This is a genomic window from Bacteroidota bacterium, from assembly GCA_016718825.1.
GTDB lineage: Bacteria > Bacteroidota > Bacteroidia > J057 > JADKCL01 > JADKCL01.
In genome coordinates, this window is sequence record JADKCL010000006.1 from 221,201 (window position 1) to 245,410 (window position 24,210).

The 24,210-nt window shown below is 50.8% G+C and carries 24 protein-coding genes; 12 read left to right on the forward strand and 12 right to left on the reverse strand.

What is annotated here, in order from left to right; translation table 11 throughout:
- Window positions 1–25: 25 nt before the first annotated feature.
- Both IPN95_09200 and IPN95_09205 read right to left on the reverse strand, forming a co-directional pair.
- Window positions 26–880 carry a UbiA family prenyltransferase gene (locus tag IPN95_09200; GenBank protein MBK9449578.1) on the reverse strand — a complete coding sequence of 285 codons (855 nt, stop codon included), beginning with the start codon at window positions 878–880 and terminating at the stop codon, window positions 26–28.
- A gap of 83 nt (window positions 881–963) precedes the next feature.
- Window positions 964–1,584 carry a YihA family ribosome biogenesis GTP-binding protein gene (locus tag IPN95_09205; GenBank protein MBK9449579.1) on the reverse strand — a complete coding sequence of 207 codons (621 nt, stop codon included), beginning with the start codon at window positions 1,582–1,584 and terminating at the stop codon, window positions 964–966.
- A 135-nt stretch (window positions 1,585–1,719) separates the two neighbouring features.
- Here IPN95_09205 and ubiE point away from each other — a divergent pair, with 135 nt between their 5' ends.
- From ubiE to IPN95_09225, 4 genes are all read left to right on the forward strand, one after another.
- On the forward strand, window positions 1,720–2,457 hold the full coding sequence (ubiE, locus tag IPN95_09210; GenBank protein ID MBK9449580.1) for a bifunctional demethylmenaquinone methyltransferase/2-methoxy-6-polyprenyl-1,4-benzoquinol methylase UbiE: 738 nt from the start codon (window positions 1,720–1,722) through the stop codon (window positions 2,455–2,457).
- A 26-nt stretch (window positions 2,458–2,483) separates the two neighbouring features.
- Window positions 2,484–3,146, forward strand: coding sequence for a PorT family protein (locus IPN95_09215; GenBank protein ID MBK9449581.1), 663 nt, complete (start codon window positions 2,484–2,486; stop codon window positions 3,144–3,146).
- Window positions 3,147–3,515: 369 nt separating this feature from the next.
- The gene (locus IPN95_09220) at window positions 3,516–5,261 is read left to right on the forward strand and encodes a hypothetical protein (protein MBK9449582.1); all 1,746 of its coding nucleotides are present in this window, start codon (window positions 3,516–3,518) and stop codon (window positions 5,259–5,261) included.
- A 137-nt stretch (window positions 5,262–5,398) separates the two neighbouring features.
- Entirely contained in the window at window positions 5,399–6,775 is a 1,377-nt protein-coding gene (locus IPN95_09225; GenBank protein MBK9449583.1) for a dipeptidase, read from the forward strand.
- A gap of 94 nt (window positions 6,776–6,869) precedes the next feature.
- Here IPN95_09225 and IPN95_09230 read toward each other — a convergent pair whose 3' ends face one another.
- Complete coding sequence (locus IPN95_09230; GenBank protein ID MBK9449584.1) at window positions 6,870–8,696, reverse strand: ABC transporter ATP-binding protein; 1,827 nt, start codon at window positions 8,694–8,696, stop codon at window positions 6,870–6,872.
- Between the two features lie 36 nt (window positions 8,697–8,732).
- On the opposite strand from IPN95_09230, the gene rbfA reads away from it, so the two are divergent.
- From rbfA to IPN95_09245, 3 genes are read left to right on the forward strand one after another with little or no spacing between them, the layout of a single operon-like run.
- Window positions 8,733–9,095: a 30S ribosome-binding factor RbfA gene (rbfA, locus tag IPN95_09235; GenBank protein ID MBK9449585.1), complete on the forward strand. Its 363-nt coding sequence runs from the start codon at window positions 8,733–8,735 to the stop codon at window positions 9,093–9,095.
- A gap of 18 nt (window positions 9,096–9,113) precedes the next feature.
- The gene (locus IPN95_09240) at window positions 9,114–9,935 is read left to right on the forward strand and encodes an ABC transporter permease (GenBank protein MBK9449586.1); all 822 of its coding nucleotides are present in this window, start codon (window positions 9,114–9,116) and stop codon (window positions 9,933–9,935) included.
- Complete coding sequence (locus IPN95_09245) at window positions 9,878–10,474, forward strand: ABC transporter permease (protein ID MBK9449587.1); 597 nt, start codon at window positions 9,878–9,880, stop codon at window positions 10,472–10,474. The genes IPN95_09240 and IPN95_09245 overlap by 58 nt, the downstream gene beginning before the upstream one ends.
- A 158-nt stretch (window positions 10,475–10,632) precedes the next feature.
- Here the strand turns inward: IPN95_09245 and IPN95_09250 are convergent, their stop codons facing one another.
- From IPN95_09250 to IPN95_09270, 5 genes are all read right to left on the reverse strand, one after another.
- Window positions 10,633–11,157, reverse strand: coding sequence for a hypothetical protein (locus IPN95_09250; GenBank protein ID MBK9449588.1), 525 nt, complete (start codon window positions 11,155–11,157; stop codon window positions 10,633–10,635).
- A 48-nt stretch (window positions 11,158–11,205) separates the two neighbouring features.
- On the reverse strand, window positions 11,206–11,838 hold the full coding sequence (pncA, locus tag IPN95_09255; GenBank protein MBK9449589.1) for a bifunctional nicotinamidase/pyrazinamidase: 633 nt from the start codon (window positions 11,836–11,838) through the stop codon (window positions 11,206–11,208).
- Window positions 11,839–11,878: 40 nt separating this feature from the next.
- On the reverse strand, window positions 11,879–12,598 hold the full coding sequence (locus IPN95_09260) for an NUDIX hydrolase (protein ID MBK9449590.1): 720 nt from the start codon (window positions 12,596–12,598) through the stop codon (window positions 11,879–11,881).
- A gap of 131 nt (window positions 12,599–12,729) precedes the next feature.
- Window positions 12,730–13,656: a ribose-phosphate diphosphokinase gene (gene prs, locus IPN95_09265; GenBank protein ID MBK9449591.1), complete on the reverse strand. Its 927-nt coding sequence runs from the start codon at window positions 13,654–13,656 to the stop codon at window positions 12,730–12,732.
- Complete coding sequence (locus tag IPN95_09270; protein ID MBK9449592.1) at window positions 13,653–15,116, reverse strand: nicotinate phosphoribosyltransferase; 1,464 nt, start codon at window positions 15,114–15,116, stop codon at window positions 13,653–13,655. Before IPN95_09270 ends, prs begins: the two co-directional genes overlap by 4 nt.
- A 194-nt stretch (window positions 15,117–15,310) precedes the next feature.
- Here IPN95_09270 and IPN95_09275 point away from each other — a divergent pair, with 194 nt between their 5' ends.
- On the forward strand, window positions 15,311–15,940 hold the full coding sequence (locus IPN95_09275) for a NifU family protein (GenBank protein MBK9449593.1): 630 nt from the start codon (window positions 15,311–15,313) through the stop codon (window positions 15,938–15,940).
- Complete coding sequence (lipB, locus tag IPN95_09280) at window positions 15,925–16,641, forward strand: lipoyl(octanoyl) transferase LipB (protein ID MBK9449594.1); 717 nt, start codon at window positions 15,925–15,927, stop codon at window positions 16,639–16,641. Before IPN95_09275 ends, lipB begins: the two co-directional genes overlap by 16 nt.
- Here the strand turns inward: lipB and IPN95_09285 are convergent, their stop codons facing one another.
- Together IPN95_09285 and IPN95_09290 are read right to left on the reverse strand one after the other, a co-directional pair.
- A complete protein-coding gene (locus IPN95_09285) occupies window positions 16,642–18,870 on the reverse strand; it encodes a T9SS type A sorting domain-containing protein (protein ID MBK9449595.1) in 2,229 nt (742 codons plus the stop codon).
- Between the two features lie 157 nt (window positions 18,871–19,027).
- Window positions 19,028–19,819, reverse strand: a complete 792-nt coding sequence (locus tag IPN95_09290) for a hypothetical protein (GenBank protein MBK9449596.1) — start codon at window positions 19,817–19,819, stop codon at window positions 19,028–19,030.
- A gap of 189 nt (window positions 19,820–20,008) precedes the next feature.
- Between IPN95_09290 and IPN95_09295 the strand changes: the two genes are divergently transcribed.
- Entirely contained in the window at window positions 20,009–20,407 is a 399-nt protein-coding gene (locus IPN95_09295; GenBank protein MBK9449597.1) for a MerC domain-containing protein, read from the forward strand.
- Window positions 20,408–20,461: 54 nt separating this feature from the next.
- On the opposite strand, the gene IPN95_09300 is transcribed toward IPN95_09295, so the two are convergent.
- Both IPN95_09300 and IPN95_09305 read right to left on the reverse strand, forming a co-directional pair.
- Window positions 20,462–20,917 carry a transcriptional repressor gene (locus IPN95_09300; GenBank protein ID MBK9449598.1) on the reverse strand — a complete coding sequence of 152 codons (456 nt, stop codon included), beginning with the start codon at window positions 20,915–20,917 and terminating at the stop codon, window positions 20,462–20,464.
- Between the two features lie 49 nt (window positions 20,918–20,966).
- The gene (locus tag IPN95_09305) at window positions 20,967–21,569 is read right to left on the reverse strand and encodes a YdcF family protein (protein ID MBK9449599.1); all 603 of its coding nucleotides are present in this window, start codon (window positions 21,567–21,569) and stop codon (window positions 20,967–20,969) included.
- Window positions 21,570–21,642: 73 nt separating this feature from the next.
- Between IPN95_09305 and IPN95_09310 the strand changes: the two genes are divergently transcribed.
- Both IPN95_09310 and murB read left to right on the forward strand, forming a co-directional pair.
- On the forward strand, window positions 21,643–23,079 hold the full coding sequence (locus tag IPN95_09310; GenBank protein ID MBK9449600.1) for an N-acetylmuramoyl-L-alanine amidase: 1,437 nt from the start codon (window positions 21,643–21,645) through the stop codon (window positions 23,077–23,079).
- A gap of 47 nt (window positions 23,080–23,126) precedes the next feature.
- Window positions 23,127–24,173: a UDP-N-acetylmuramate dehydrogenase gene (gene murB, locus IPN95_09315; protein MBK9449601.1), complete on the forward strand. Its 1,047-nt coding sequence runs from the start codon at window positions 23,127–23,129 to the stop codon at window positions 24,171–24,173.
- Window positions 24,174–24,210: the final 37 nt, after the last annotated feature.

Here is a 24,210-nt window from a genome sequence, read left to right on the forward strand (position 1 = left end):
TGTCTGAAATTTTATCAGGATTTGCTTAAAAAAGCAACAATTCCGAAATGACCAAGCTGGCAAAGACAACCGAAGCGATGCCGTTGGTTGTAAAAAAGGCAATGTTCACGCGACTGAGGTCGTTGGGCTTGACCAGCAGGTGCTGATAAATCAGCATGCTCACAAAAAACAGCGCTGCGCCCCAAGCCAAGTATTCGCCGCCAATCAAATAGATAAACGTCGCAATGCAGCCCGCCGTGAGCACGTGCAGCAAGCTGGAAACCATCAACGCCTTGTTTTTGCCCAAAAAGGAAGGAATACTGTGAAGTTTGTGTTCGCGGTCAAATTGCTCATCCTGAAGGGCATAGATGATGTCAAATCCGCTGACCCAAGTCAGCACTGCGATTCCCAATACAATCGGTGCGATCTGAAACTCGTTGGTGACCGCGATAAAGGCCCCCACAGGTGCAAGCGAAAGGCCCAATCCCAGAACGATATGGCAAAGCGCTGTGATGCGTTTGGTCAACGAATATCCGAGCACAACGGCCAAAGCAACCGGAGACAGGAAAAAGCAAAGCTTGTTGATGAACCAAGTCGTGATGATGAAGGCAACGGCATTCAAAATCACAAAAATGAGGGCGTTTTTGGCCGTGATCGCTCCGGAGGGAATCTCGCGCACCTTTGTCCGCGCATTTTCGGCATCGATGTCCCGGTCTGCCCAGCGGTTGAATCCCATCGCAGCATTCCGCGCTAAGACCATGCAGAGCACGACCAAGAGCAGCAAATGCCATTCAAATTTGTCTGGCGCTGTGATATAGCCCAAAAAGAAGCCCGTCAGGGCAAATGGCAACGCGAAAATCGTGTGCGTGAACTTGACAAGGGAGAGATACTTCTTTACCAACGGAAGATTGATAAGTGTAAACAAAAATTCAGGGGCGGAAAATTACTGGATTTTTGGGAATCCTGAGGTTTTTGACGCGAAAATCAAACGCTTTGTACAGGCAAATCGCCCAAAAGCTCCAAATTTTCCCCGATGTAGGCCCGCAATTCCGCACAACCCATGCCGGATTCGGCCGACGTCACGAAAAGTGGCGGCAATTCCTCCCATTGCTCCAACAATTTGGATTTGTAAATGCCCAAATTGTATTCCAAAGACGGTTTTCCGAGTTTGTCGGATTTGGTGAAAACGATGGCGAATGGCACTTCGGCTTCACCAAGGTATTCCATGAACTCCAAATCGAGTTTCTGCGGCTCATGGCGACTGTCGACCAATACGAATACAGTGACCAAGTTGGGCCGTTTGGTCACGTAGTCTTGAATCATGCCTTGAAACTGCGCCCTTGTCTTCTTGCTGACACGCGCATAGCCAAAACCCGGAAGGTCGACGAGGTACCAAGTTTTGTTGATCACAAAGTGATTGATCAACTGTGTTTTGCCTGGTGTCGAACTCGTTTTGGCAAGGCCTTTTTGGTTCACCACCTTGTTGATGAGGGAAGACTTACCCACATTGGACCGGCCTACAAAGGCAAATTCGGGTTTGTCGGCGGGCGGCAACTGCGAATAATGCTGTGCGCTGCGAAAAAAATATGCTGTTGTAATCTCCATTATCAGACGGTTTTCCCGTACTTGGCCCTGTTTTTGCGGCTTGTGCCAGAAAAATCGGGTGAGTGTCAATAAATTTGCCCTGTATTTCAAGAACCACCGGGCCAAAGATACGTTTATATTGAAACACGAGATGAGATGGCAGTGAGCAAAATCGTCACCCCTTACCAAGATGCCGACCGTTCCAAAAAGGAACAGGTCACGGAAATGTTTGACAACATCGCTCCCAGCTACGATTTCTTGAATCATTCGCTGAGTATGGGCATTGACATCCGGTGGCGCCGCAAGGCGATCAAGATGCTCAAGCCTTACAATCCCGAGATTGTCTTGGATATCGCCACCGGCACCGGTGACTTTGCATTGGAAGCCATGCGCTTGCTCAATCCCAAAAAGGTTATCGGCTTGGATATTTCGGCCGGTATGCTTGAGGTAGGGCGCAAAAAGATCGCCAAACGCGAACTCAGCGACAAAATCGACATGGTCTTGGGCGACTCCGAGGATTTGCCATTTGAAGACGACAGCATCGGCGCCGTCACCGTCGGCTTTGGTGCGCGTAACTTCGAGCACTTGGAAAAAGGCCTTGGCGAAATCCTGCGCGTGCTTAAACCCGGCCATGCAGCCGTGATCTTGGAGCCGGCTGTGCCCTCCAAATTTCCCATGAAACAATTATTTTCGATATACTTCAGAGGAATTCTACCCTTCTTTGGCCGCCTCGTTTCAGGCGACCGTCGCGCTTACACCTACCTGCCTGAGTCAGTCAAAGCATTCCCGAATGGCGAAGACTTTGTCGAGATTTGCAAGCGGGTCGGGTTCAGAAAGTGCACCTTTAAACCACTCACCGCGGGTATATGCTCATTGTATCTTTTAGAAAAGTAATTCTTCCTCTGGCTTTTTTGGTTTGTTTGACCGCAGGCTCTTTGTCGGCGCAGACTTCCCATTACTTTGATTACCGCAAGTTTAATCTTGGGTTCACCATGGGCATGTGCCTCGCGCATTATGACATGACCGCCCAGATCAATCAGTTTGATCAGTCGACAGGACGTGTCGTGCATTCTGTGCAGTTGGTCCCGAAGCCAGGTGTTTATCTTGGGTTGATCACCAATTTGAAACTTCACGAGTACTTTGACTTGCGTTTCATGCCGTCAGTATCGCTCGAAGAACGGGATTTTCTCTTTTACCTTGATTCGACGACGACCAATTCCGATCCGATCGTGCGCAAAAAGATCGAATCCAGTAACTTGAACCTCCCATTGGCGATCAAATTCAAGTCTGATTTCCATCGCAATGTCCGCGTTTGGGTCATGGGTGGCATTCAGCCGTCCCTCAACCTCGCAAGCAGCAAAAAGGTCCGCAACGATCCGGATTTGCTCAAAGTCAACAATTTTGATATGCAGTACTTGGCCTCTGTCGGGATCGACCTCTACGGCGAAAAACTGAAATTGTCGCCCGAACTGCGTTTCACACGGGGGTTCAAAAACATCTACATTCCTGACCGCACGCGTTTCCCAAGGGCGATTTCTGACCTGTTTTCGCAGTTGCTCGTACTCAATATCAATTTTGAGTAGGGCTTGACGCGCGGGAAATCCGAATTTTTGTTGCCCTCGGTCCCCAAATCCGATTTCTTCGGTTGAATTCGCACATCGCGATTGCGACAGGAATTCTACTTCCCTTTCATGGATATTCGCCATTTTTTGGTCCGATGAAATGTAGCGAGGGTTGCTTTGCTTGCGCTATGGGGTAAAATCGGATTGCTTCAGAGGCAAGTTTTCGTTTCCAAAGCCGAGATTCTAACAGAATCCATCGGGTCGGTTGGGGATATAGCATTGCCATTGCAAGCTTGATGCTTACATCGTCCTGCTCGCCGACGGGAATTCCCGATTCCAATGCCTAACTTCTCAATGGGTAAAAATTGTTGGGATCAAAATTGGAAGGACATGGAACAAAAATACGCAAAGGCATTGATGCAAATGCTCGGACTGCTATTGTTGGTTGCGTCGAGCATGTGGGTGCAAGCACAGTCCATCGAGCGTGTCACAGTCGGTGAAACAAGCGATGCGGATCAGCTCAATCCCTATACAAATTTCTCAGCAACAGGCTCATACATCAACGAGTACCTGTTTTTTTCACTCCTGCGCACAGACAAAAAGACAGGTGATTTTGTCCCTTTGCTCGCCGAGAATCTGCCCGAAGTGAGTTCGGACATGCTCAGCTACACCTATACCATCCATCCGTTTGCGAAATTCAACAGCGGGAAAAAGGTCACAGCCCGCGACGTCGTTTTCAGTATCAAGGCACTTAGAAATCCGTATGTCAACAATTCCCAGAAACGCGTTCATTTTGAGATCATTACGGATGCCAACGCCCTCGACGAACGCAGAGTTGTGATCCATGTCAAAAAGCCCAATTCCCAGGCGATGCGCATCACAGGCGAGTTTGCCATTCTTTCAGAGGAGCATTTTGACCCGGAGCATTCCTTGGATGCCGTCTCCATTTCGGAGGAAGGGCTCGGCGATAAGCTGGGAATGGACAAACTCAAGGCCTTGAAAACGGTCGCTGACGGACTGAATGTGTACGGAAGCTCATTCGCAGCCTTCAATCCTGATCCTACTTGCGGCAGTTACATCCTGACTGCGTGGCGCCGTGGTGCCGAAATTGTCCTCGGAACCAACAAACACTTCTGGGGGAAAAAGGTGTTGCCGATTCCCAATGACTATTTTAAGCAGAATGTCGGCGAAATCCGTTTTGAGATCGTTTCCGAAGAGGCTGCTATTCGCAAGGCCATTTTTGAAAACCGATTTGACCTCTTCGCTTCGATGCCGCAGCAGATTTTCGCCAATCTAAGCGACATTCCAGCCTTGGCGGCAAAGTACCAATTCGTTTCGCCTCCTGGTCCATCGTATGAATATATCGGCTTGAACATGCGCAGCACGGATCGTGGACGCAATCCCGCTACAGCAGATGTTGCGGTGCGGCGCGCCTTGGCGCATTTGGTACACGTAGATTTGCTTGCAGTACAGGTTTGTTATGGCTTGGGAACGAGAATTGCATCCGAATATCCCGCCACACGTCCGGATTTCAAGAATCCTGACCTCCCATTGATTCCATTCGACCCAGAAAAAGCCAATTCCATTCTCGATCAATCGGGTTGGTTGGACCATGATGCCAATGGTTTGCGCGACAAAACGATTGGCGGGGAAGATGTCCAGATCGTTCTTGAGTGCATTTACAATGAAAATAAGTCCGAAAGAAAAGCCATCGCAGATCATCTTGCCGAAAATGCCCTCAAAGCTGGTATTCTTGTGAGCGTCGTCCCGCTGCCATGGAAAGAATACCTTGCGAGGCTCAAATCCGGAGATTTTGAAATTGCCATTGGGGCTTGGGTGGCAGACCCCAACGAAGATACCTACCGCCAGATTTGGCATTCCAAAAGCTGGGGCGTCGGCTCCAATTTCGTCGGATTTGGAAGCAAGGAATCTGACGCACAAGTCGAAAGATATGACGAAACGATTGATCCCGGCAAGCACTTGGCACTTTCAAAGGAGATCCAAAAATCCATTTATGATCAACAGCCTTATGTTTTCCTTTGGACAAACAATCAATGTCTTGTCCTGAGCAAGCGATTTGCCAAGGCGCCGATCTACAACCTTCGGCCGGGATTCTGGATCGCTGCCTGGGAATAGTCGCGTGAGGTACACTTTTTGACCTTTGATTTTTCTCGCGAATGTGGCGTAAGATTTTAGTTAGATTTGCATCTGAAAAAGTTCTGTCGCGCGCTTTCGTCAGCTCACGACAGGATGATGGACCGTAAATGCTAAATATGGACAAGATTAGAGCCGTTGTTGCGGCAAACAAGGATCGGTTTCTCGAGGAACTGCTCGAAATGCTGCGCATTCCAAGTGTAAGCGCAAATCCAGCGCACAAAGAGGACGTCGCCAAAACTGCCGAACTCGTACAGGATCATCTCAAAAGATTGAACCTCGCCAAAACGGAAATTTACCCTACTGCGGGTCATCCCGTCGTCTATGGCGAAACCGAGCTGCGTCCCGACCGGCCTACAATCCTCGTTTACGGCCACTACGACGTGCAACCCCCTGATCCATTGGATCTCTGGGAAAGTCCGCCTTTTGAGCCGGTCATCAAAGACGGCAAAATCTATGCCCGTGGCGCCTGCGACGACAAGGGGCAGATGTTCATGCATGTCAAGGCCGTTGAAGTCCTTCAATCCCTCGGCGAATTGCCTTGCAATGTCAAATTTGTCATCGAAGGTGAGGAAGAAGTTGGTTCCAAGAACCTCGAAACCTTCATCCGTGCACACAAGGCAATGTTGGGCTGCGACGTGATCGTGATTTCCGATACCTCGATGATTGCCAATGACACGCCTTCGCTCACGACGGGCTTGCGTGGATTGGCCTATATGGAGGTGTTTTTGACTGGGCCGAACCGTGATTTGCACTCGGGAACATTTGGTGGCGCGGTGGACAATCCGATCAACACGCTCTGCGAGATGATCGCCAAACTCAAGGACGAAAACGGCCATATCACGATTCCCGGATTTTACGACGACGTCGTCGAGCTATCCGCTGCGGAGCGTGAAAAAATGGCGCAACGCCCATTCGACTACGCCCAATACTGCGCCGAACTCGACATCGCTGAAACGCGTGGCGAAAAGGGATATGCCGTCATCGAGCAGGTTTCGATTCGTCCGACCTTGGATGTGAACGGGATTTGGGGCGGCTATACCGGCGAAGGTGCGAAAACCGTGTTGCCGAGCAAGGCTGCGGCCAAAATTTCGATGCGGTTGGTGCCCAATCAGCATCCTGACAAGATCATGCAGCTGTTTCAGCAATATTTTGAAAGCCTCGCACCCAAAAGCGTCAAGGTCGAAGTCAGGCCCCACCATGGTGGGTTCCCGGTTGTGACGCCGATCGATTCGATCGGTTACAAGGCGGCAAGCGCCGCCATTGAGGAAAGCTTTGGCAAGTCGCCCATTCCGACCCGCGATGGCGGTTCGATCCCCATCGTGGCCATGTTCAATGAAGTCTTGGGCGCCAATACCGTCCTCATGGGCTTCGGTCTCAACAGCGACGCCATCCACAGCCCCAACGAGCACTACGGGCTTTTCAATTTCTACAAAGGCATCGAGACGATTCCCTTGTTTCACCGGCATTTTGCGGCGATGAGCAAGAAAGGCTGAGTATTTGTTTGACCTTGACCTCCCTGCGAATGCGGAATTCCAGGGAAATGAATGGCGAAAATGGGTTCAAATCCTGTTTTCGCCATTTTTATTTCTAATCCCCAAACTGCAAATCATGCAAACTCCGGTACAAGCCGCCCAGCGCAAGCAGCTCGTGATGGGTGCCATGTTCCTTGATTTTGCCGCCTTCGACAACGAAAATCTGGTCAGCATCAAGGATGGTGCTCAATCGGTGGGCGATCACAAGGGATGTCCTGCCTTCCATGAGTTGTTCCAAGGCTTCTTGCACCAGTCGTTCAGATTCGGAGTCCAGCGCGGATGTCGCTTCGTCCAGAATCAGAATCGGTGCGTTTTTGTAAATGGCGCGGGCGATGGAAAGGCGCTGCCGTTGTCCGCCGGAGAGTTTGGTGCCGCGTTCGCCGATCATCGTGTCAAATCCTTGGGGCATCTGTAGGATGAAGTCCAGGGCATTGGCGATGCGCGCGGCTTCGGTGGCTTTTTCACGGTTGGGTTGGCTATCGCCGTAGGCGATGTTGGCAAGTACGGTGTCGTTGAAGAGGATGCCTTCTTGCGTCACGACGCCAATTGCCCCGCGCAAGTCGGGGACGCGCAAGTCACGGATGTCTTGCCCATCAATGGTGATGCGCCCCTTCACAGGATCGTAATAACGCGGCAACAGGTCCGCCAAGGTCGATTTCCCGCCGCCGGATGGACCGACCAAAGCGATTTTCTGCCCTTTTGCGATACAGAGGTTGACGTCCTGCAGCACCCATTCCTCGGATTCGTAGGCAAATGAAACGCCCTCAAAGCAGATTTTTTCCTTGAATTCCCGCATGGAAACCGCATTCGGCCGCTCCTTCACATCCTCCGGAATCAGCAAGAATTCCTCCACGCGCTGAAACGAAGCCACCCCGCGTTGAATCCTGGACAAAGCCGAACTGAATGTCTTGATCGGTTGGATGAACGAACCAAACAAAGCCACAAATCCAATGAAGGCGCTGGGCATCAATTCGCCCTTGCCGGAGATAATCAAACTTCCCCCAAACAGGATGATCGTGATCACGACTCCGACACTCAAAATTTCTGTAAGCGGCGAGGCCATGTCGCTGCGGCGTTTTACTGACACCATCAGGTCGCGATATTGGCTGTTCATTTCTTCGTAGCGCCCCTTTTCAAAATCCTCGGTGCGAAATGCCTTCACGATCCGAATGCCGGAGACAAATTCGTCAATGATGGCGATAAGCGTACCTAGGCGCTCCTGACTTGCGCGGGCCTTGCGTTTGAGCGACTTGCTGATGTAATTGATGAAGACTCCGGTCAGTGGCAGCACGATCAAGGTGAACAAAGTGAGTTTCCAGGAAATCACAAAGAGGCTTCCCAAGATCAAAATCATCTGAATGGGGTCGCTGACCATGTTTTGTACGGTCCCGATGACGGATTCTTGCACGATTTGCACGTCGGTCACCAGCACATTGATGATGTTGCCCTTCCGCTTGCCGGTGAAAAATGACATGCTGAGTGTGCTGAGGTGATGAAACAACCGCTTCCGCATCAAATGGATCACGCTTTGTTCAAAGGGCGCAATGAAATATGAACTCATGTAACGGAAAAGGCTTTTCATAAAGATGGAGGCGCCCAAAATGCCACAGAGATAATACAGCACAACGATTTTGCCATGTTGCAGCACGAGATCCGCAATGAAAATATAGCCGCGTTCCATCCAGGAGGGGTCTGCGCTCAACCGTGCAGCTTCCACGATGGCAGCGGTATCACCTTGCTGAAACAGGATTTGCAGGAAAGGAATGACCAGCGCAATCGAAAAAATGCTGAAGAAATTGTAGACCAGCAGGCAGGAAAACCCTATGATTCCCTGGGAGAGGAAGGGTTTTCCGTAGCCCAGAATGCGCAAGTATAGCTTCATTTCGTACCTTTGGCCAAAGTTAGAGAAATTCAAAGAATGAAAGAGTCGAACCGTCAGAAGAAGTTTGGGAAGCTGCTACAGAAGGAGCTGAGCGAGGTATTTCAGCGAGATCTGCATTTGGAAGGCGAACCCATGCTCACGGTGACGGTGGTGCGTGCATCCCCCGATTTGCGCATGGCCCGCATTTTTATCTCCGTTTTCCCGGATGAAAAGGGAATTGCGGCCTTGGCCGAGGTCGAAAAGCGTTACCGCGAAATCCGATCCGTGTTGGCCCAGCGCATCAAAACGCAGGTACGTTACATTCCTGAACTCCAGTTTTTCCTCGACGATACCCTGAACGAGGTCGAAAAAATGGAAGATCTATTCGGCAGCCTTCGCAAACCCAATCCGGAGGCCTAGGTTCCGCGTTTCCTGCCCATGTGCTCAGCCAGAGAATACATTTTGCTTGGTTTGTTGCTCACGGTCATTCCGTTGGCTGCGATGCTTTTGTCGTATCTCAATACCAAGTTTCTCCTGCGCAAAATCATGGGATTGCTGTTGGGGACCGTACCGGCCTACATCGCTGACCGTTACCTGTTTTCGAAGCAAAACCGCAATGCGATCAACATCATTTCCTTCATTTCGGTGCTGGGAATCACGTATGTGACTTATGTGCTGATCGTCGTTTTGTCGATTTTCAACGGCTTCCAAGGCTATATTGAAAACATGTACACCGCTTTTGACGCGGATGTGCGCGTGATGCCTGCGCGCGGGAAAACGATGGTGGAATCAGATTCCCTGTTCGCTGTGCTCAAGGCGATGCCTGAAATTGAGGCCGTTGCAGCGACGGTGCAAGACAAGGCGATGATGTCCTACTTCGACAAGCAATACATGGTCGAGGTCAAAGGAGTGAAGCAGGATTATTTGAAGGTGAATCGGCTCGATACCTTGGTCTATGAAGGTGATTTTGCCTTCGAAGGGGAGGATGGACGGCCGCAGGCGGTCTTGGGTGGCTCTGTTGCCTATTTCATCAATGCCCGTATCAGCGACCGCTTGCATCCCATGAAACTCTGGGCGGTGGGCGATGCTTCCGATTTGGTCACCAATCCTGAACAGGCTGTCAGGAGCAAGGACATTTTCACCGCGGGCTATTTCAAGGTGCAAATGGAATACGATACCCGTTACATCCTGGTGATTTTGCCATGGTACAGGACCTGTTTGACCTCAAAGGGAAAGTTTCGACCTATGACATTGCCTTGAAGGACTTTGACGATGCCGAAGGTTTTGCCAAGGCCTTGCAAGCAAAGCTGGGCCCGAACTACAAAGTGCAAACTTGGTTTGACATGCACGACACGCTTTTCAAAGTGATGAAAAATGAGAAGCTCGTCGCCTACTTCATTCTGACCCTGATGCTGCTCATCGCGGCGGTCAACATCATCGGCGGGCTTTCCATGATCATCGTCGAAAAGACCCGTGACATTGCCATTTTGCGTTCGATGGGGGCGCAGAAGAAGACGATTCGGAGGTTGTTTATCGTGGAAGGCGTATTTGTCGGTGCCATTGGAGGCGTGGCCGGCATGCTTTGCGCTGGAATATTCACGTGGATGCAAACCTCCTTCGGCGTCGTCTGTCTCAATGGTGGCGAATCCTTTTCCGACATTCAATACTTCCCGATCGCAGCTTGGTGGGGTGACTATGCGCTGACGTCGTTGACGGTATTCGGTATTTCTGTTTTGGCGGGCATCTTGCCCAGCATCAAAGCTGCGAATACGAATATCGTGGTGAGCTTGCGGAAGTGAGAGAGGTCCATGAAAAGAACTAAATGCGCGGTACGCCTGCATCTAGTGTAGACGAATTGCGAAACTGTATCCTGCTGGATGTTACAGCGAGGCTTTTTGGACTTTGGAATTAACCCAAAACCTCACTCTTTCAGACATGCACTTGGTAGCAGCCACGTTCAGGGCACCTGTGTCTGTTCAACAATTTCCTCTCCGTCCACATAAACCCTCACCTTGCAATCCATATCAGGCACATCGTCCACAGTAAAATAGTTCAATACATGGATTTCCGAATTTCCGGACTCCTCGACATCGGTTGACAAATAAATTTCCAATACACCGTCTGAACTAGAATACCATGCCGATTCATCACAGCTTACTCCTTGATGGCCTATGATTTTGACCAAAGCCCCAACCAATAATTGCCTGGAAAAATCAATCTCGGGAAATGTGCAGTCGTGGCTACCGTTCCTAGAATACTGCTGAGAAAGACTTTCTTGAAAGGCTAAATATGAGGAATCACTCCTTATCACCATCATTATGTCCGCATCACCGTGGTTGAACCCCGTAATGCAGTCCCCGATCCTTACCTCCCTAGTTTCCAAGCGCTTGTCACAGGAAGCCAAACCAAGGGCTCCAATGAAAATGATGAACAAAAGTGGGATATTTATTTTAACCTCGAAATTTTCGATACTACTTCCCAACCGAAAGCGCCATAAACTGCTATTCATCTTGGAGTTTTAGTTTTTTACCTACCTCACCCGCACCGGCTTCAAAATCTCCTTGGACTTCATAATTCCGATGCCAGCAGCTTTCATCTCCGCGACGGCTTTTTTCACATCTCCACGGTTCACATTCACGCCGCGGGACGCGTCTTCGATCAGAAAGGTCTCGAATCCCAGACTCAGGGCATCCAAAGCGGTGAATTTGACGCAGTAATCCGTGGCGAGTCCGCAAACAAAGACACTTGTGACGCCTTTTTCGTGGAGATAATCACCCATTCCTGTCGCTTTGCGGCGGCCATTGTCAAAAAATCCGCTGTAGCTGTCGATGCCGGGATCGGTGCCCTTCTGGAAAATTTTGTCCACGTTCCGGATGTCCAAATGCATGCTGAATTCAGCGCCGGGCGAATTTTGGACGCAGTGGATGGGCCACAGCACTTGTTGCAGGCCATTCAAGTTGACGACATCGTAGGGCCGCAGGCCCGGATGGTTGGGTGCAAAACTGCCGTGGTCGGCTGGGTGCCAATCTTGGGTCATCACCACAAGGTCAAACAAGGGTTGCAGCTGATTCACAATCGGAATGATCGCTTCACCGTCGGGCACTTCGAGGGCACCGTTTTGCAAAAAGTCATTTTGAATGTCCACCAAGATGATCGCTCTCATAATGCTGTGGTATTGATACGTGCGTGAAACATGAAGATACTTAGATTTTGAATTGAAAACCAGTTCTTTCCAGTTCCCGGTAGCGGGATTCGTCAAAGCTGTAGAGTCGGGCCCCCCGGTGCGGCACACCGGAAACCGTTTCCTGCAATTCGGTCAAAATGCCCATAGACAGCATCTTCTTGCGGAAATTGCGACGGTCAAACTCCTCGCCCAAGATGGTCTCGTAGAGTTGTTGGAGCTGCGTGAAGGAGAATTTTTTTGGCAACAATTCGAAGCCGACCGGTTGATATTCGATTTTGGCTTGCAGGCGTTTGAAGGCCGTGTTGAGGATGTTTTCATGGTCGAATGCCAAGGGTGGGAGGGAAGTGACAGCAAACCACGCCGCGTCGCGTGCGTCGCTCGCGCCCACAGGCTGCGCGTACCTGTGCAGGTCAATGAGCGCGTACCATGCCACCGTGACCACGCGTCCGCGCGGGTCGCGTGCGACACCGCCAAACGTGTAAAGCTGCTCGAGGTACATGTCGCTCAGTCCGGTTTCTTCCTCCAATTCGCGGCGGGCTGCCGCTTCCAATTCTTCGTCCATGTGAACAAATCCACCCGGCAAAGCCCATTGACCTTCAAAAGGCGGCTCATTGCGCTGAATCAACAGCACTTTGAGCGCCTGACCATCCCAGCCAAAAACCACAGCTGAGATCAGGAATTGAGCGAGGGGGATCCCGCCCGGAAGGGAAGAATGTCTATACCCCAAGTTGATCAGCATCCGAGGGCGCTTTGTTGTAATAAGGGAGAGGAGATTTTGGGATTAATGTCTGATTCGCAGCCTCAAGCAGTATGGGAAATGTTTTGGTCAAGAATATCCATGAAAATCAATTCGAATGGTCGGTCAACGTTTCACCCCAAATGCTCCAAAATCCAAGTATTCAAAATCCCGGCGACAGACCTGACCTCCAAAAAACCATTTTCCAATTCGACGGCGTGTGGATGCGAATCGGTCACGATCACCTTCTGGAAAATACCGGCATCTTGAATGCGCTGCAATGAATTTTCAGGCAGAATGCCGTGGGTTGCAATTGCGGAGACGCTTTTGGCGCCTGAATCCAAATAGGCTTTGGCGGCGCTGATCAATGAACCACCCGTGCGGATCATGTCGTCGTAAATCACGACATCGGCACCTTGCACGCGGGCGCTCATGGCCGTGAGTTCGGTGGTGCGGCCGTCGATGCGGCGTTTGAAGACGAATGCGCCTTCGACGCCCAAGTCATTTGCCAGCGACTCCACCCATTTTGCACGGCCGGCATCCGTCGAACCCAGGACAAAATTTCCTTGAGCCAGACTGCGCACACCTTCCAAAATCACATCCTTGGCATACAAGTGAAAGGGAACGACGCTGCCTTCGAAGTAAAAACTCAGCCCTTCTGCATGCAAGTCCAGCAATACGATGCGGTTGCCCATGCCCGCCGGCGGAATGCTCGAGAGCAGCCGCGCACGGTTTTTGGCGGTTACCACTTCGCCTGTTTTGACCGCCCGCTCCATCGTGCTGTAGCCAAAATAAGGAATGATCAACGTCAAACTCCGCGCCCCAAATTTTGCAAATGCGCAACTTAAATCGTAGAGTTCCAGCGTTGCAGCATCGGTTTGTGTGCCGCCGATCAGCACCACATCACGTTCTGCAACATCGCTCATCACGCGTTGATAACGCTCGCCATCCGGAAAATGCTTCACATCAACTTGGCCGACCTCATAGGCATGCAAGGCAAGGATGCGCTTCAGCAAATACTGATAAGAGGTCGTGGCAAACAGAATCGGGGAGGTGCTCATTGGGCTTTGGCTTTTTGGATCAAATCCATCTTGAGAAGGTAAAGATTTTCCTCCAAACCTACGGGAAATTCGGCGGGGGATTGCAATGCGGTGATATTTTGGGGGAATGCAGCGATTTGGTCAAGTGCGCGCTGCCGAATCTCATGTATGGTGGGCAGTTGATAGACCAATTTTCCACCGTCAAAAATTTTCACCAGCAAGTCCTGCATATCATCGTGCGTGGGCATCTGTTCCGATTGCCCAGCATTGACCGGGTCCATTAGCAACGCCTCCAGGATCGGCTGCTCCTGATTGTAGAGCATATCCGCTACGGGATTCCCCTTTAACGTATAACGCCTCACTTGCAGCATCCCCGGATTGGAGACCTTGATGAGCATTTCGCTGAGTTTGACCTTGAAGTCCCAGTTTCCCTCGGCATCCTTGATCGCGCCCAATTTGTAAACGCCTCCAAGTGCCGGTTGGTCGTAGCTCGTTGCAAGCTTCGTTCCGACGCCCCAAATCCCGATTTGGGCACCTTTGGCTTTGAGTTCGACGATGGTTTTGTCGTCGAGGTCGTTGCTGGCAACGATTTTGGCGTCGGGGAATCCGGCTTCGTCAAGGATTTTGCGGGCTTTGATGCTCAAGTCGGCAAGGTCGCCGCTGTCGAGGCGCACGCCCGCCAATTCGTGGCCTTGGCTGCGGAGCCATTTGCCGACTTCGGCGGCCTTGGTCACGCCCTCGACGGTGTCGTAGGTATCGACGAGGAAGACGCAGTTGTTGGGCATCGCCTTGGCGTAGGCTTGGAAGGATTCCAATTCGGTATCGAATGACATCACCCAGGAGTGGGCGTGCGTACCGCGCACGGGAATCCCGAAAAGCTTGCCAGCCAATACGTTGGAGGTGGCGTGGCATCCTCCGACATACGCTGCGCGAGAGGCGGAGAGGCCGCCGTCAATGCCTTGCGCGCGCCGTAATCCGAATTCGAGTACGGAGTCGCCTTGGGCTGCTTTGCAGACACGGGAAGCTTTGGTGGCGATCAGCGTCTGGAAATTGACCACCGTGAGCAAGGCGGTTTCGAGCAATTGGCATTGGTAAAGTGGCCCTTGAATGCGCAGCAACGGCTCATGCGGGAAAACGATGGTGCCCTCTGGAATGGCTTCGACGGTGCATTCGAAGTTGGCCTTACCCAGAAAATCGAGGAATCCCTGCTCAAACAACGGTTTTCCATCGTTGCCTGTAAGCGTGGCAAGGTAGGCGAGGTCGTCTGAAGGAAAATGAAAGCCCTCCATCAATCCGATCGCCGACTCCAAACCAGCACAAATGGCATAACCACCTTTAAATGGATTGCTTCGGTAAAAAAGATGAAATACCGCCTCGCGTTCGGCCATGCCATTTTTCCAATAACCATAGGCCATGGTCAACTGATACAGGTCCGTGAGCAGGGACAAAGAAGGGCGGTAAAGCTGCGAAAGGGTATTCATGTTCTTAGAATGAATCTTTGTGTAAATTTTACACAAATACGGAAGAATTCAAATTTGGATGCCGGAAATTGACGATTCTCTTGAGAAATCCAGCTGTCTGCAAAATACACAATCCTTCATCATTGACAATCAGGCTGCAATTCGAAATTGAATTCGTCCCTTGATTCGGTGCATTTTGCCTAACTTCGCAGCCGATGACAAAGGTGATCAACATCCATCCCGTCAAGGTACCCAATCCATTGGCGATGAAATTTGAGGTCGACGACCTGCTCCTGACGCCAGGTGCTTATAGCTTTTGGAGCGCAGAAGAGGCTAAAAAGTCGCCATTGGCGGTGAAACTCTTCGGTTTGGACTATGTCGCCGGGGTTTTTATTGCCAAAAACTTCATTACGGTGACCAAAAAGGACGAAGAACCGATTTGGGACAGCGTTTTGATCGATGCCCGCATTTTGATCAAAAAGCACTTGGAGGACAGCGAACCGTTGTTTGACTTTGATGGAACCCAGGCACCGCCATTGCCCGAGAAGGAGGATTATCTCAGCGAAAAGATCCGCGAGACCATCGATCGGCAGATTCAGCCGGCAACTTGGCAAGATGGCGGCGAGATCTACTTCGAATCCTTTGTCGATGGTGTAGTGAAAGTCAAACTTGCGGGTGCCTGCATGGGCTGTCCGTTCGCGCCACGCACGCTCAAACATGGTGTGGAGGTATTGCTGAAGCGCCATTTCCCGGACGTTGTCTCGGTGACGAGTGACGATGTCGATTGGAGTGATACGCAGCAAGAGGAAACGCCACAGCAGGAAGAATCATCCCCACAGCCGTGAAGAAGCCCACTGTAAAGTTTCTCGATTGGGGTTTGGTGCGCTATCAGGAAGCATGGGAGCGGCAAGACGTCTTGCTCACTGAAGGTGTGGTGATCAAAACCAACAACCGCAAATTTCCTGATCAGCCTACGCTCACTCCAAAAAATTACCTCGTTTTTTGCGAGCATCCGCATGTGTACACCCTCGGAAAAAGCGGGAGTTTGGACAATTTGCTGCTTTCCGAAGCGCAATTGGCGGAAAAGGGAATCGATTTCTTCAAAATCAACCGTGGCGGGGACATCACCTACCATGGTCCCGGCCAAATTGTCGGCTATCCGATTTTTGATTTGGAGCAATTCCGGCCCGATATCCATGAGTATCTGCGCAAAATGGAGGAAAGCTGTATTCAAACCTTGGCAGAATACGGCATTGAATCAGGGCGAATTGACGGCCTGACAGGCGTTTGGCTCGATGTTGACGGCCCGAATCCCAGGAAAATCATGGCCATTGGCGTGCGCTGCAGCCGGTGGATCACAATGCATGGCTTCGCCTTCAATGTGAATACGGATTTGAGCCTATTCGACAACATCATTCCCTGCGGCATCGACGATAAAGGCGTCACCTCCATTGCCAAAGAATTGGGGCATGCCGTTGACATCGAGGAGGTTAAAGAGAAGATGAAGGCCCACATGGCCGACCTTTACGGATTCGAATGGGAATGATCAGCGCATCACCTCGATCCGCTTGACCCCGCCAAACACGCCATTCAATTCCATTCGCAGGAAATAAATTCCCGGTGCAAAAGATGACAGGTCCAAGGTTGTGCCTTTGGCCGCAGCCAAATTCGTTTGCGCCAGCAATTCTTGTCCTTGCAGATTCAACAGACTGATGCTCATCGTGCCATTCGCCAGGTGTTGCTCAACCTTGATATTGAATAAGTTGGCGCTGGGGTTTGGGAATACTGACCAATCACTGGTCATCGGAACCAAGGGATCCGCGTCGGTAGAAACTAGGCCATTTCCTGAATAGAAACCAATGCCACCCCGCACGTTTCCGACCATCCACTCCCAGACATTGTCGCCATTGAGGTCGCCTCCGACGATGGCGGTACGCTGACCTTCCTTGATTTCTCCAAAATTACCTTGGTCCAACGTGAAGGTTCCGCCCAATTCGCTTTCGAAGTCTTTGTAATAAAACAAATCGCCTTTTTCCGAGCCGACAATCATGTCAAAGCGGTTGGTCTGCGGATTCTCGAATATAAAAGGTACACTGAATCCTGTGCAGCAGATGGGTTCGGTGTCCACGTTGCCCCAGGTTTCGGTATTGGGAATGTTGCTGAAAACCGCAGCTTGTGCGGTTCCAGTGTTTTCAAAAAAGTTCAAGTTGCCGGTAATCTCGCCGACAATCAGATCCAAGTCTCCATCACGGTCGATATCTGCCAAAGACGGCGTTGCAAACTGACCGATGTCGATGTTGAAATATTGAACGGTGACGTTGGGAAAGTTGGCTACTTGGCCACTTGGGGCCGTATTTTGGACATAATGCAGTTTGCCGTCGGCGTCGCCGATCATCAGATCTTGGTCGCCATCCCCATCCATATCTCCAAATGCCGGGGTCATTCCCAAAATGGCGGGATTAAAGGCATTGGTTAAAGCTGCATAGTTCCGACTTGTCAACCGAAATTCGGGCGAGTTGGCCGTTCCTGTGTTTTCGTAGAGTACGAGTCCAGAATTGACATTGGAGGCCGTGATTTTGCGCGAATAGTTGCCGACCACTAAATCCATCAGGCCATCTGCATTGTGGTCAAACAGCACGGGGAAGGCACAAAGACCGGCATCGATCATCTCGGAAGTCAAAAAGTTGCGGGTGACGCGTTCCAGCACAACGCCATTACCGGGAGCGATATTCTGATAGTACCAGCTATTGTCGTAGTTGACGGAAACATTGGGGTTGTTGGCCCCGACGAGCATGTCTTTTTTGCCGTCGTTGTTGGCATCCATGAAAAATGCAGCTGCGAAAACATCAAGCTGCACGGAAGCTGCATAAGAGGGAAATGTCGCGTCGATTGAATCCATTTCGGCATCCACGTTGGTTCCTGCATTGTGCAGGTAGGTGAGACCGTCGTATGTGAGGTCACCGATCACCAATTCGTAGTCGCCATCTGCATCTTCGTCAAATGCGGCAATGGTACTTCCCGAGTGGGCACTTGGCTTGACGGGCTGGGTTTGGCCAGGGGCGACACGACAGTTGATGCCCAGGGTAATCGTTTGATTCAGACCACTTTCTTGGAAATTCCCCCAACATGCGTCAGCACGAATCAATTCCAATCCATTACAATTACCGGTATTTTCCACGGCGAGGTTCTTGTGCCATTCGACGACGGTGCCAAACTGATTGAATGTGAGCATGTCCAGATCAGAATCGCCGTCGACATCCACGAAATCGGGGAGGTCACCTTGGTAGAGGTAAGCCACTGCGGGACCTGCACCGAGGTCGGTCAGAAGTGTGTCCCGGAAAAGCTGGAAACTCAAATTCCCGCTCACCGAAGTGTTTTCATAGACCTTGATTCCGTTGCTTGTCCCGAAGAAAAGATCGGCTTTTCCATCGCAATTGAAGTCGCGCAAAAGGGCAAAATCCGTGATGCCTGCCGGAAAAGCGCTGACATATTCGGGCGCAAAATCGTAGTCGACTTGGCCGGCGGTGCCGCGATTCAGAAAGGTAATGACCTTTTTGCCCGATCGATCGAAGACGAAAAGATCCTGCGTGCCGTCTTGGTCCAGGTCGATTGGCGAAAACTCCGGAATGTTGAATCCGCCGGCAGCGGGATTGCGGAGCAAGATGTTGGATTCCAAAACCCGCACGCTGTCCCAGCGTGGAATCGCATTTTGAGCGTGAAGTGCACTCAAGGTCCAAAGGCTCAAAAGCAGAAAGGCGAAGCTGGAATTTCTCATCACGCTACATTTTTTGCTAATTTAATCAAATGTAGGATGCTAAGGAGGTCATCGACGCATCTTTCGTCGTTGAAAATCCCTCGAATTGTCGCCAAGCGCGACAAGAAAAAAGCCGACTCAATGGTCGGCTTTCCTCTTAAATTTATCGGAGCCCAGATTAATTGGGCTTAATGAACACTTCGCATTTGGCCAACGTCACGTTGAAGGTGAAGTCGGTGGCATACAATTCGATTTCGTAGTTGCCTGGAACTGCGCCTGCAGGAATGACAATGTTGGTATCAATGTCAAACGAGTTGACAAATACAGTATCCCAGCGCATTTCACTTCCTTCCAAAACGTCTTTGGTAAGCTTGTCACGCACTCTAAGGTAGAGGTCGCTCAGGAGGCTACCGGGTACTTCTTGGGCACGGGCCGCGATATGCATCGGATTGCCGATTGTGAACGTGTCAACATTCACGGTGTCAGGATCGCTATAAGTTACCGTTGGGCCATTCAAGTCCTGACGGTTTTTTACAAAGAAATAGGTCTTCTTTTGAACCGTTTTGCCTTCCATGTCGGTCACCTTGACGGTAAATTCGTAGGGACCAGCGGTTGGATCATAAATCACATACTCCTTGAAGTTTACACCGCCAGATACACCATCGAGGTCGCCATACCAAGTTTCCTTCCAAGCGGCTGTGTTGGTGCGCAGGTAATTCATATCAGGCATGAACCTGATCGTGACTTCCCAATCGCGAAGTTCCTTGTCATCGCTAAACGCGACATCAACAAAGAAGCTGTCAGTGCTTGTGATGGAGATATACTCACCATAGGGCAACTCCAATGGGCTCGTCATCACAATCTTTGGATCTTCAAGGTCTCCAGGAGTAGTTACGGGTTTCTCTTTGCACCCGACCAAAAGCAAGCCTGCCACCATTGTGGCCAGCAAAAAAGAAAAGCTCTTACTCATCATTCTCAATTGCATGTTGTAACAAACGCCTAAAAGTAGGAAGAATTTTTGATTTAGGCCAAATTCAATCTCGCATTTGTCGCTAAATGGCATTTTACTTTTGCAACATTGTTTCATTCTTGAAATCATTGCTTACATTTGCAACAGAGTTGCATCTTCATTGGCATTTTAGGCAGCTCCAGATACGGAATGCACGCACATACCCACAAAGGAGTCAATCGCAGCAATCGCATCAGTGCCTTGCTCAGTCTTGCCTGCGCGATTCATTGCGCGGCGATGCCCATGTTGATTTCAATTCTACCCTTGATCGGAATGCAATTTTTGGCTTCCCACTTGATGGAGGGTCTTTTGTTGGCGTTTGGTGTCGGATTTGGACTTTACGGTGTGATCCGTTCCTATATTTATCAACACCGCGACATCAGACCCGTGATCGCCTTGGCACTTGGAACGCTCTTGATTGCAGGCGGTTTTTTCTTTGCCCCGGAAAACTTGGAGCCCTACTTCGTCTCGACCGGGGCCATCGGCATCGCCATCGCCCAAGTACTCAACATCCGGTCCTGCAAGCGCTGCGCACATACGCACGATTGAATGAGAAATTAGAAATGGAAAATGCTCATCCGGCGTATTTTCCAATCACGATTTCTAATTTCTAATTTCTAATTTCTCCTTTGCGGCATTGCACTGCAAACAGACCCCGCTCAGCAAGAAATTGGCTTCTGAAAGCGTGTAGCCTTTGGGCAAAACGATCCGTGGGACTTCCAAATCCTCGATACAGCTTGTATTTCCGCATCGCAGGCACTTAAAATGGACATGCTCATGCTGATGGTCGTGTGTGCCGCACGTATCAGGACAAAGCGCATACTTCATTGCGCCGGAATCATCGAGCACTTTGTGTAAAATCCCTTTTTCCAAATACAGCGTCAGCGTCCGGTAAATGGTGACCCGGTCAAATTGTTCGCCAAGCGCTTTCTCCAGATCAGGTTGTGAAAGGGCATGCCCAACATGGTCAAAATGCTCCAAAATCGCCATCCTTCCGTCCGTATGACGGATGTCGTGGGTGCGGAGCAACTGCTGCAAATGATCATGCTGATGGGTCATGGGGCAAAGTTAAGTCATCTAGGTCGCTCGTACAACGGGCAGCATGGCGTCAGAATTTCAGCCAATAATAGAAAAGCTTGATGTATTCACTGTTCACAAACAACAACCCGGGCTCCTCTTTCCACCAAGCTTCCTCCTCAAATGCATTTTCATCCGCCCCGCGCAAAATCAGATCGATGCCTTCAAATTTCAAACGCATGCGAAAAAATTCGTCGATCCTGCGCGTATGAAACAGGGAGGAGACCACCATGATCTTGTCCAGTTTCCGGGATTTGCAATAGCGGGTAATGGCTTCAAATTCTTCGAATGTGCTTGTCCCCTCTGCCAAACTGTCAATGGCCGCGATCGGGACTCCGTTTTCCTGCAAAACCCTGCGTGTCGCTTCAAAACTGAGGTCGCAAATGCCATACAGTTCGAGGGAAGGATTGGTTTCCCCGCCCAGACAAACCACTTTTGGAGACCATCCTTGCTTGTAAAGGACTGCTGCCTCACGTCCTCGGTCAAAAGAATTCCCCGAGAGTACAAACATCGCATCAACTTGGGTGAGTTCGTCTTGAACAATGAGGAAATTACCGATTTCCCGCAAAATTTGGCGGTAGAAAATGGCAGCGAGGAGCATGATCCCGAGCAAGATGCCCAGAAAAATGCGCATTTTTTTGACCTTTCGGACCTGTGGTGGATGAGCTGCTGTTGCCATCTCCCGCCAAAGTACGTAATTCCGCAGCATGAAGCACCTTCGCCGCCTTCCACTTTCCATTTTGGCCGTGTTCCTCGGCTTTTTTGCGGTGTCCCTCGCGTGGGCATGCAACCGTGAACCGAGCGAGCAGGAGCGCCTGACGCGGGCGCGGGCATCCGCTTACATGGTCAAGGACAGCAGCCTCCAAAATCAATTTGACATCACCGCACGCGGCTTGGAGATGTTTGATGTCGACACGCTCAATCCTGACCGCGTGCCCGAAGCCGTGATCTATTGGGATGAAGTCTCGACTTTCAGGAAGTTGTTGCGTGCAATGCCCATCGACTCCTTCGTTGCGCTCTATACGGCCAAAGGACAGAATCATTGGGACCCAAGGCAGTTTCTTCACATTCCTGAACCGCCACTGCCGTTTATTCCGCAGCAAAATATTGACAAGCCTTTGGCGGGAATGCGAATTGCCTTGGATCCGGGGCACGTCGGCGGAAAAATGGAATACGCCAAGACGATGGAGGAAAAGTATGTGCTCATCCATGCCGATCCAACGAATGGTATACCTGAAGAAATCGGATTTTGTGAAGGCAACCTTGCCTTGGGTACCGCCCTCATTTTGGCAGAAAAGCTCCGCGCAGCCGGCGCCGAAGTGTTGCTCACCCGTGAAAAGGAAGGCCTCAATGCCTTTGGTGTCTCATTTGAAACGTGGCTCGATTGGCAGGTCAATGCCTACGAATCCTACCTCAGCTCCCGAAATATGGCCATCAACAGGAGTGACTCTGCAGCGTGGAGGGTGAAATGCGCCGCCGAAAACTACATTCGTGACTATGAATTGGAAGGCAAAGACGCGATTTGGTGGCGAACCAAAGCCACCTTGGCACATGTCCATCGAATTCCCTTTCTGAAAGCTGAATTCCTGGAACGCGCCCGCCTCATCAATGCTTTCAAGCCCCATGCGACCCTGATCATTCATTACAATGTCGGTGAAAGCAACAATGCCAACAACGACGGCTACCGATTGGGCATCCCCGAAAACTACTGCATGGCCTTCATTCCCGGAAGTTTCATGAAAGGCGAATTGAAGGAACCGGAAGACCGCATTGCCTTTGCTGCCAAGCTGCTCACTGACGATCTCGCACGTTCCCAATCGCTCTGTAAATACGTGGTGGAGGCTCACGAACGTCGGTTAGGCGTTCCCGTAATGGAATGGGACGAACGGCTCCTGTACCTGAAGAATGCATCCTTGCGAACCGAAGCCAAGGGCGTATTTGCCCGCAACTTGCAATTGACGCGCTTGATTCATGGCACCCTTTGTTTTGGCGAAAGCCTTTACCAAGACAATATCGTGGAGGCCAAGCAGCTCAATGCCAAGGATTTCGTATTGCCCGGGATGACCACGCCCTTGCCCAACCGCATTCGGGAGGTCGCCGATGCCTACTATGAAGGGTTGTTGGCTTGGGTAAATGCACAATGAACTTCGTTTTATTCTTCCAAAAGCAACCCGCGCATTAGATTTGTCCCATGATTCCCAACGCATCCCTCCCTGAAATCCGGCAGCATGTTTCTTTGAAGGCCTTCAATACCTTTGGTTTGGAGGCTTTTGCGCAAAATTTTGTGACCGTTCGCACCGTTGCGCAATTGGGGACGCTCCTGCACCAACCAGAAATCAAGGGGATGCCCAAGTTCGTTTTGGGAGGTGGGTCCAATATGTTGCTCGTCGGCGATATTCCCGGATTGGTCATCCACAACCAAATCAAGGGGTATGCGGTCTTGCGAGAGGACGATACTACGGTGGATGTCGCCGTTGCGGGAGGTGAAAATTGGCACGAATGGGTCTTGACGGCATTGGACAACGGTTGGGGCGGAATGGAGAATCTATCCTTGATCCCGGGGAATGTCGGGGCCTCGCCGATCCAGAATATTGGCGCCTACGGCGTCGAAATCAAGGATTTGTTCCTGCAACTGCGGGCCATCCACCTGGAAACAGGGGAGGAGCGTATTTTTTCCCTTGAAGAATGCCAATTCGGATACCGGGACTCGGTCTTCAAACGTGATTACCGCGGTCAGTTTATGATTGTCGAGGTTGTTTTTCGGCTTCAAAAAGCGCCCCATAATTTGAACCTCGACTACGGAGCGATCAAAGACGAATTGGCCAAGGCTGGCGTCACCGCCCCGACGATTCGGGATGTGAGCAACGCCGTGATTGCCATTCGCCAAAGCAAACTTCCGGATCCGGCGCAAATCGGCAATGCGGGCAGTTTTTTCAAGAATCCCGAGATTCCCAAAGCCCAGTTTGATGTGTTGAAGTTAAAATTCCCTTCGGCGCCGGGTTATGTCATCGATCAGGAAACGGTCAAAATCCCTGCGGGTTGGTTGATCGAGCAGGCCGGATGGAAGGGCAGGCGTTTTGACAACTACGGCGTCCATGCGCAGCAGGCTTTGGTGCTCGTCAATTACGGCGGTGCAAAGGGCGAGGAAATTTTGGCCCTCTCCTCGGAGATTATGGCCGATGTTCTGCAGAAATTCGGGATCGCGCTGGAGCGGGAAGTCAACGTGATCGGCGCTTGAAGTACCCATTCGACGATTCGATTGTATGTCCTAGAAA

Coding starts and splice junctions, on each gene's coding strand:
- IPN95_09205 (MBK9449579.1), bottom strand. CDS start 1,584: ATGGAGATTACAACAGCATATTTTTTTCGCAGCGCACAGCATTATTCG.
- ubiE (MBK9449580.1), top strand. CDS start 1,720: ATGGCAGTGAGCAAAATCGTCACCCCTTACCAAGATGCCGACCGTTCC.
- IPN95_09220 (MBK9449582.1), top strand. CDS start 3,516: ATGGAACAAAAATACGCAAAGGCATTGATGCAAATGCTCGGACTGCTA.
- IPN95_09225 (MBK9449583.1), top strand. CDS start 5,399: ATGGACAAGATTAGAGCCGTTGTTGCGGCAAACAAGGATCGGTTTCTC.
- IPN95_09230 (MBK9449584.1), bottom strand. CDS start 8,696: ATGAAGCTATACTTGCGCATTCTGGGCTACGGAAAACCCTTCCTCTCC.
- rbfA (MBK9449585.1), top strand. CDS start 8,733: ATGAAAGAGTCGAACCGTCAGAAGAAGTTTGGGAAGCTGCTACAGAAG.
- IPN95_09240 (MBK9449586.1), top strand. CDS start 9,114: ATGTGCTCAGCCAGAGAATACATTTTGCTTGGTTTGTTGCTCACGGTC.
- IPN95_09245 (MBK9449587.1), top strand. CDS start 9,878: ATGGTACAGGACCTGTTTGACCTCAAAGGGAAAGTTTCGACCTATGAC.
- pncA (MBK9449589.1), bottom strand. CDS start 11,838: ATGAGAGCGATCATCTTGGTGGACATTCAAAATGACTTTTTGCAAAAC.
- IPN95_09260 (MBK9449590.1), bottom strand. CDS start 12,598: ATGCTGATCAACTTGGGGTATAGACATTCTTCCCTTCCGGGCGGGATC.
- prs (MBK9449591.1), bottom strand. CDS start 13,656: ATGAGCACCTCCCCGATTCTGTTTGCCACGACCTCTTATCAGTATTTG.
- IPN95_09270 (MBK9449592.1), bottom strand. CDS start 15,116: ATGAATACCCTTTCGCAGCTTTACCGCCCTTCTTTGTCCCTGCTCACG.
- IPN95_09275 (MBK9449593.1), top strand. CDS start 15,311: ATGACAAAGGTGATCAACATCCATCCCGTCAAGGTACCCAATCCATTG.
- IPN95_09285 (MBK9449595.1), bottom strand. CDS start 18,870: ATGAGAAATTCCAGCTTCGCCTTTCTGCTTTTGAGCCTTTGGACCTTG.
- IPN95_09290 (MBK9449596.1), bottom strand. CDS start 19,819: ATGAGTAAGAGCTTTTCTTTTTTGCTGGCCACAATGGTGGCAGGCTTG.
- IPN95_09295 (MBK9449597.1), top strand. CDS start 20,009: ATGCACGCACATACCCACAAAGGAGTCAATCGCAGCAATCGCATCAGT.
- IPN95_09300 (MBK9449598.1), bottom strand. CDS start 20,917: ATGACCCATCAGCATGATCATTTGCAGCAGTTGCTCCGCACCCACGAC.
- IPN95_09305 (MBK9449599.1), bottom strand. CDS start 21,569: ATGCGCATTTTTCTGGGCATCTTGCTCGGGATCATGCTCCTCGCTGCC.
- IPN95_09310 (MBK9449600.1), top strand. CDS start 21,643: ATGAAGCACCTTCGCCGCCTTCCACTTTCCATTTTGGCCGTGTTCCTC.
- murB (MBK9449601.1), top strand. CDS start 23,127: ATGATTCCCAACGCATCCCTCCCTGAAATCCGGCAGCATGTTTCTTTG.